We start from the raw sequence: 6,054 nt of genomic DNA, 5'->3' as shown, positions 1-6,054 counted from the left end.
GTCTGCGCACAGAAGGGAGGGTGTCTTCCGGGGGATGAACTGCCCTGTGTCGCCCCGACAACGCGGCGAGGTGCGGTGCCAGGCAGCGCGGGCCAGACAAGATCCGAAAGAGACGGCCTAGGGGCAGCCGCGGGCCCGCGAGCAGCCGCGCGAAGACGATGGGCAGCAGGAACACCGTGGCCAGCAGGCTCAGGCCGAACATCGTGTAGCAGCCGAGCAGCATGCCCTGCCGCCACTGCCCGGCGGGCAGGTGCGGGACCAGCAGCGGGCTGAGGGCCGCGGCGACCATCGGCGCGACGACGGGGAGCAGCCAAACGGGTGAGGCGCTGCCCGGCTTGAGCTCGTGCCGCACCGCCATCAGGTACGGGATGGCGACGGCGGCGAGCAGCCCGACGACGGTGCCGGCCGTGTAGAGCACGGTGTCCGCGGCGAGGGCCGCGCCCGCGCCGATCACGTCCTTGCCGACCAGCATCGCGCCGCCGCCCACCGCCAGCAGTGCCATCGACAGGCAGCCGTAGAACGGCGCCACCGTCGGGTCGAGGAGATGGGCGCGCGCCTGGTCGGCGTGGCGGGCCCAGTGGGCCGTCCGGGCGACGAGCAGGACGGCCAGCATCAGGGCGGCGAGGGCCCAGACCGCGGTGCACGCGGTGCGCAGGCCGGGGACGTGCCACGGGAGGGCGACTCCGGCGTTGGCCACGATGGCCGTGCCCATCACGCCGGCGTACCAGTTGGGGCCGAGGTGGCGCACGCGCGAGGCGCCGGGTGCGGTGGCGGGGCGGATCGCGGAGCCGGGCCGGGCGCGCGTGGTCATGCCTCCACGGTGGCCCGGCGCGGCCCGCCCTGCCATTCGGAACCCGGAGACTCGGGCGGACCTCAGGCGGGCCTCAGGCGGACCTCAGGAGCCCTTGCGTCGCAGGTGGCGCCAGACCGCCTTGGCGGCGTTGTGGCCGGACATGCCGTGTACGCCCGGGCCCGGCGGGGTCGCCGAGGAGCAGAGGAAGACCGCCGGGTGGGGCGTCGTGTACGGGGAGAGGTTGAGCTTGGGGCGCAGCAGGAGCTGGAGTCCCGAGGCGGCTCCGCAAGCGATGTCCCCGCCGACGTAGTTGGGGTTGCGGGCGGCGAGCTGGGGCGGTCCGGCGGTGGCGCGGGCCAGGACGAGGTCGCGGAAGCCCGGGGCGAAGCGCTCCAGTTGGCGTTCGACGGCGTCGGTGAGGTCGCCGTCCCAGCCCGCAGGGACGTGTCCGTACGCCCAGAACACGTGCTTGCCCTCGGGGGCCCGGCCCGGGTCGGCCAGGCTGGGCTGCGCCGTGATGAGGAAGGGGCTGCGGGGGGCCCGGCCGCCCGAGGCGAGTTGCAGGGCGGCGTCGATGTCGCGGGCGCGCGGGCCGATCTGGACGGTGCCGGCGCGGCGCGGCGCCTCGGCCGTCCAGGGGACCGGGCCGTCCAGCGCGTAGTCGATCTTGAACACGGAGGCGCCGTACCGGTAGCCGTCGTAGAAGCGCCCCAGGCGGGCGATCCGGGCCAGCGCCGTCGGCGAGGTGTCGAAGACGTAGGCGCGGGCGGGCGGGAGCTCGTCGAGCCGCTTGACCTCGAAGCCGGTGTGGATGGCGCCGCCGAGGTCGCGCAGGTATCCGGCGAGCGCGTCGGAGACGGACTGCGAACCGCCGCGCGCCATCGGCCAGCCGTTCGCGTGCGCGGCCAGGGCGAAGACCAGGCCGACGGCGCCGGTGGCGATCCCGTCGAGCGGTGCGATGACGTGCGCCACGAGCCCCGCGAACAGCGCCCGCGCCTTCTCGTCGCGGAAGCGGCGCAGGAGCCAGGTGGAGGGCGGCAGCCCGGCGAGCCCGAAGCGGGCGAGGGTGACGGGATCCCGGGGCAGCGCGGTGTTCGGCAGGGACATGAAGTCGCGGGCCAGGGTGTCCCATCTGCCGAGGAAGGGTCCGACGAGACGCCGGTAGGCGCCCGCGTCGCGGGGGCCGAAGGACGCCGCCGTCTCCGCGACCGAGCGCGAGAGGACGGCGGCCGTACCGTCGTCGAAGGGGTGGGCCATGGGCAGCGGGGCGTGCAGCCACTCCAGCCCGTACCGCTTCAGCGGCATCGTGGCGAAGACCGGCGAGCCGGCGCCGAGCGGGTGCACCGCAGAGCAGGGGTCGTGCCGGAAGCCGGGGAGGGTGAGCTCCTCGGTCCGGGCTCCGCCCCCGATCGTGTCCGCGGCTTCGAAGACGGCCACGGAGAAGCCGCGCCGGGCCAGTTCGACGGCGGCGGTCAGCCCGTTGGGCCCCGCTCCCACCACGACCGCATCGAGAATCGACGGCACTTGCGACTCCTTCGTCTCCGGCGGCGCCTGCGCCTTCAGGATATTCCGCCGGATGCGGCGGACGGACACCCTGGGACGGTACTCACACGTCCCGGAGCAGTTCCCGGATGCGTACGGTCGTGGCCTCGTCCCGGCCGACCGCGAACGGCAGCGCGTTGTCCCGGTCCACTCGGAAGGGGACCCCGTCGACGGTGCTCTGCGACCCGCCGGCCTCGGCGACCAGCAGCAGACCGGCCGCGTGGTCCCAGGCCGAGGGCCAGGTGAAGGCCAGGCCGTCCACCTCGCCGCGGGCCACCCTCAGGTACTCCAGGCCCGCCGAACCGCACGGCCGGGCAGCGACCCCGGGCACGTCCAGCCGGCCCAGCGTCCGCTTGTCCGCCTCGGAGGTGTAGAGCGGGTGGGCGACGGCGACCCGCAGCGCGGCGCCCGGCTCCGGCGAACCGCTGTGGATCCGCTCGCCGTTGACGTAGGCGCCCTGCCCGCGCACGGCGGTCGCCAGTTCCTCCAGGGCCGGGGCGAAGGTCCAGGAGGCGAGGATCTCCCCGCGGTGGGCCAGCGCGACCAGGGTGCAGAAGGCGGGGTCGCCGTTCACGAACTGGCGGGTGCCGTCCACGGGGTCGACGATCCACACCGGGGCGTCCGCGCGCAGCGCCCCGTACACCGTGGGGTCGGCGTGCACGGCCTCCTCGCCGACCACGGCCGAGCCGGGCAGCAGCCGGGGCAGGGAGGCCGTGAGGTGCTCCTCGGCCCTGCGGTCGGCGACGGTCACGAGGTCGTGGGGGCCGCTCTTCTCGTCGACCTCGTGCTCGGCCAGCTGCCTGAACCTCGGCATGATCTCGATCGCCGCCGCCTTGCGGACGGCCTCTTCCACATCGGACAGGCCTTGGGCCAGGAACTCATCGATCATGTCTCCAGCAAAGCACGCCCGGCCGGCAAACCCCACCGTCAATCCCGGACGGGCATCCGGACACCGCGTGGCCGCCGGGTGAACCGCCCCCGCGCGCAAGGGGGTGTCTTGTCGGTCAGGCCGGGTCAGGGAGCGGCGTCTGACGCGTGCGCTCGCAAGGCGGAGGAGGGAGTCGACGCGGTGGGGGCACCTCCCAGCGGTAGCTGGGGGACGTCGGCGAGTGACGACAACGCGGCGAGCGTGCGTGGCAGGCGTCGCGAGCCCGGCCTGACCGGCAAGACACCCCCTAGGTCCCGGCCTCGGCCGGCCGACCGGCCACGCCGCGTCAGGAGCCGTGGGTGCCCTGCGAGTCGCCGGCCGCGGCGTGCAGGCGCAGGAGCCGGGCGGTCTCCTCGTCCATCGGGAAGAACGTCTCGACCGCCAGTTCGGACAGCGTCACGTCCGCGGGCGCGCCGAAGGTGGCGATCATGCTGAACAGCGCCATGTCGCCGAAGGGCGTGCGCAGCCGCAGCGGGACGACCATGCCGGTCGCGTCCACCGGCCCGGGTGGGGCGCCGGTGTCCGGTGGCGGCGGGTAGGCGGACACCTCGTCGTACAGCGCCCGCAGTTCGGGGTGGCCGGTGCCGTTGGCCTGGTGCAGGAGACGGCCGAGGGCGTGGGCGCGGACCTCCGCGAAGTTGAGGCAGTGCTGCGGGAGGCCGTCCGGGTGCAGGATCAGGCGCATCACGTTCGCGCCCTCGGCCGTCAGGGTCGGCGGGACGCTGTCCAGCAGGAGGGACATCGAGCGGTTGGAGTCGACGATGTTCCAGACCCGGTCCACGACCGCCGCCGGGTAGGGCTCGTGGCCGGCCAGCATGCTCCGCAGGGCCTGGCGTGCCATCGCCATGCGGTCGCTGTCCAGGGGGCTCTCCTGATAGGCGGGGGCGTAGCCGGCCGCCAGCAGCAGGCTGTTGCGGTCGCGCAGCGGCACGTCGAGGTGTTCGGCGAGCCGCAGCACCATCTCCCGGCTGGGCCGGGCCCGCCCCGTCTCCACGCAGGACAGGTGCCGGGTGGAGGTCTCGGCGCGCAGGGCGAGGTCGAGCTGGCTGAACTTCCTGCGCTGGCGCCAGTCGCGCAATAACAGCCCGACGCGGGGCGGGTCTTCCGTCTTCATGCACTCCACCGTAACGGCCGGGGTCGCGGACTCCATGACCTCTGAGGTCATGGAGTCCGCGACCTGTCCCGTGTCACGGTGGTGGCACAGTCCGGTGCGAAGGAGCCCTGCCATGACACAGACCATGCATACGACCGACCCTGCCGTCCGGCAGGCGTCCGACCGCTTCCTGCGGCTGGTCCTGCGGATCGACAGTGTCAGCACCGCCGTGATGGCCACCGTGCTCATCGCCGCGTACGGCCCCCTCGGTTCCGCCACCGGGATGCCGGTCGGCTTCAGTGTCGGCTTCGGGCTCTACCAGCTCGGCGGGGCGGCCTCGCTGGCCCTCATCGCCGGGTACCCCGTGATCCCGGCCGGCCTGGTCAAAGCCGTGATCGGGGTGAATCTCGGCTCCGCCGTCGCCTGCCTGGTGGTGGCCGCGGGGGACCTCGTCCCGCTCACCGGCTTCGGCATCGTGTTCATGCTGATCGGCGCGGTGGTCGTGGGCGTGTACGCGACCCTGCAGTGGGTGGGCCTGCGGCGGATGACCGCGGCGGGATGACCGGTCAGACCTGCGGGGCCCGGCCGCTCAGGTACACGATCGGCGTCGGCAGCGTAATGCTGCCGTCGGCCGAGCGCAGGGCGTCCAGGCGCCGGGCGACCTCGGCGGCCAGCTCCTGCGCCTCCCGCTCGGACAGCCGGTCCCACAGCCGGCGCATGCCGTGCGAGCGGGTCCAGGCGACCCAGTGGGCCCCGGACTCCACGACGATGGGCAGGTCCTCCTCCATGACGGCCACGTCGGTGAAGCCGGCGTCGGTCAGGGTGGCCGCGACGGTCTCCGGGGTCACCAGCCAGTTGTTGTGGATGTTGGTGAAGGGGCAGTCGTAGGCATCGCCGTCCTTGGGCTGGGTCAGGTGCGGCAGCAGCAGGTCGTGCACGTCCTCGGGGAGGAACCCCCACTTGCCCGTGGCGGTCGGGAAGAAGGAGGGGGCGCTGGCCGCGAAGAGGCCGCCGGGGCGCAGGATCGTGCGGTAGGGGCGCAGTTCGGCGGCGCCGTGCGTCCAGATGAAGACGCTGAAGCCGCCGACCACCGCGTCGAAGCGGCCGGCCGGGAAGTCCGGCACCTGGCCGTTCATGACCCGGGTGGTCACCTGGGTCAGGCCCTGCGACCGCGCGTCGGCGTCCGCGTACTTGACCATTTCCTCGGCGAGGTCGATTCCGATGACCTCTCCGGTGCCGCCCACGGCCGCCGCGGCCGGAAACAGCACGGCGCCCCGGCCGCAGCCCACGTCGAGCACCGAGTCACCGCTCCGAATTCCGGAGAATTCGACCAGTCGGCGGCCGATGGGGCCGAAGAATTCGACTCCGCTCTGGTCGTACACGTCCGCGGCGCTGTTGAACACACGGTGCATCTCCGCCGTGCTTTCCGAATTACCCATACCGGCTCCTTGACTTGAGTTCGCCGGAAGAATCGTGCGACATCCGCGCGACCGCGTCCAATAGTCAGGGCTTCTGACGGCCAGCACGGTTTCTTATTGGACATCAAGTGCCGGCCGCTTCAACATCATTTATGCAGGCGGGGCTTGGCTTCGCCTTCGTGGAAAGGTTGCCTTATGAGTGAGTTCTCTTCGCTGGTGTCGCGGGTCGAGGGTGAGGTGTTCCTGCCCGGGCAGGAGGGTTTCGACGAGGAACGGACGG

6 protein-coding genes are annotated in these 6,054 nt (G+C 72.9%); 1 reads left to right on the top strand and 5 read right to left on the bottom strand.

Annotated elements, in window-relative coordinates; genetic code table 11:
* From ACZ45T_RS39125 to ACZ45T_RS39110, 4 genes are all read right to left on the bottom strand, one after another.
* Positions 1 to 811, bottom strand: an 811-nt coding sequence (locus ACZ45T_RS39125; RefSeq protein WP_468449246.1) for an SLAC1 family transporter, incomplete at its 3' end; no start/stop codon positions are given.
* Between the two features lie 84 nt (positions 812 to 895).
* The gene (locus tag ACZ45T_RS39120; protein WP_468449244.1) at positions 896 to 2,317 is read right to left on the bottom strand and encodes a phytoene desaturase family protein; all 1,422 of its coding nucleotides are present in this window, start codon (positions 2,315 to 2,317) and stop codon (positions 896 to 898) included.
* 82 nt (positions 2,318 to 2,399) lie between these two features.
* Positions 2,400 to 3,224, bottom strand: coding sequence for an inositol monophosphatase family protein (locus ACZ45T_RS39115; RefSeq protein WP_468449242.1), 825 nt, complete (start codon positions 3,222 to 3,224; stop codon positions 2,400 to 2,402).
* Between the two features lie 325 nt (positions 3,225 to 3,549).
* Positions 3,550 to 4,377 (bottom strand): helix-turn-helix domain-containing protein, encoded by an 828-nt coding sequence (locus tag ACZ45T_RS39110; protein ID WP_468449248.1) that lies wholly within the window; start codon positions 4,375 to 4,377, stop codon positions 3,550 to 3,552.
* A 112-nt stretch (positions 4,378 to 4,489) separates the two neighbouring features.
* Here ACZ45T_RS39110 and ACZ45T_RS39105 point away from each other — a divergent pair, with 112 nt between their 5' ends.
* Positions 4,490 to 4,918 (top strand): hypothetical protein, encoded by a 429-nt coding sequence (locus ACZ45T_RS39105; protein WP_468449240.1) that lies wholly within the window; start codon positions 4,490 to 4,492, stop codon positions 4,916 to 4,918.
* A gap of 4 nt (positions 4,919 to 4,922) precedes the next feature.
* On the opposite strand, the gene ACZ45T_RS39100 is transcribed toward ACZ45T_RS39105, so the two are convergent.
* Positions 4,923 to 5,795, bottom strand: a complete 873-nt coding sequence (locus tag ACZ45T_RS39100) for a class I SAM-dependent methyltransferase (protein ID WP_468449238.1) — start codon at positions 5,793 to 5,795, stop codon at positions 4,923 to 4,925.
* Between the last annotated feature and the right edge of the window lie 259 nt (positions 5,796 to 6,054).

It is taken from the genome of Streptomyces sp. NPDC030995 (assembly GCF_055571215.1).
The sequence above is the reverse complement of the archived record's forward strand: the minus strand, read 5'-3'. Positions and strand labels throughout refer to the sequence as shown.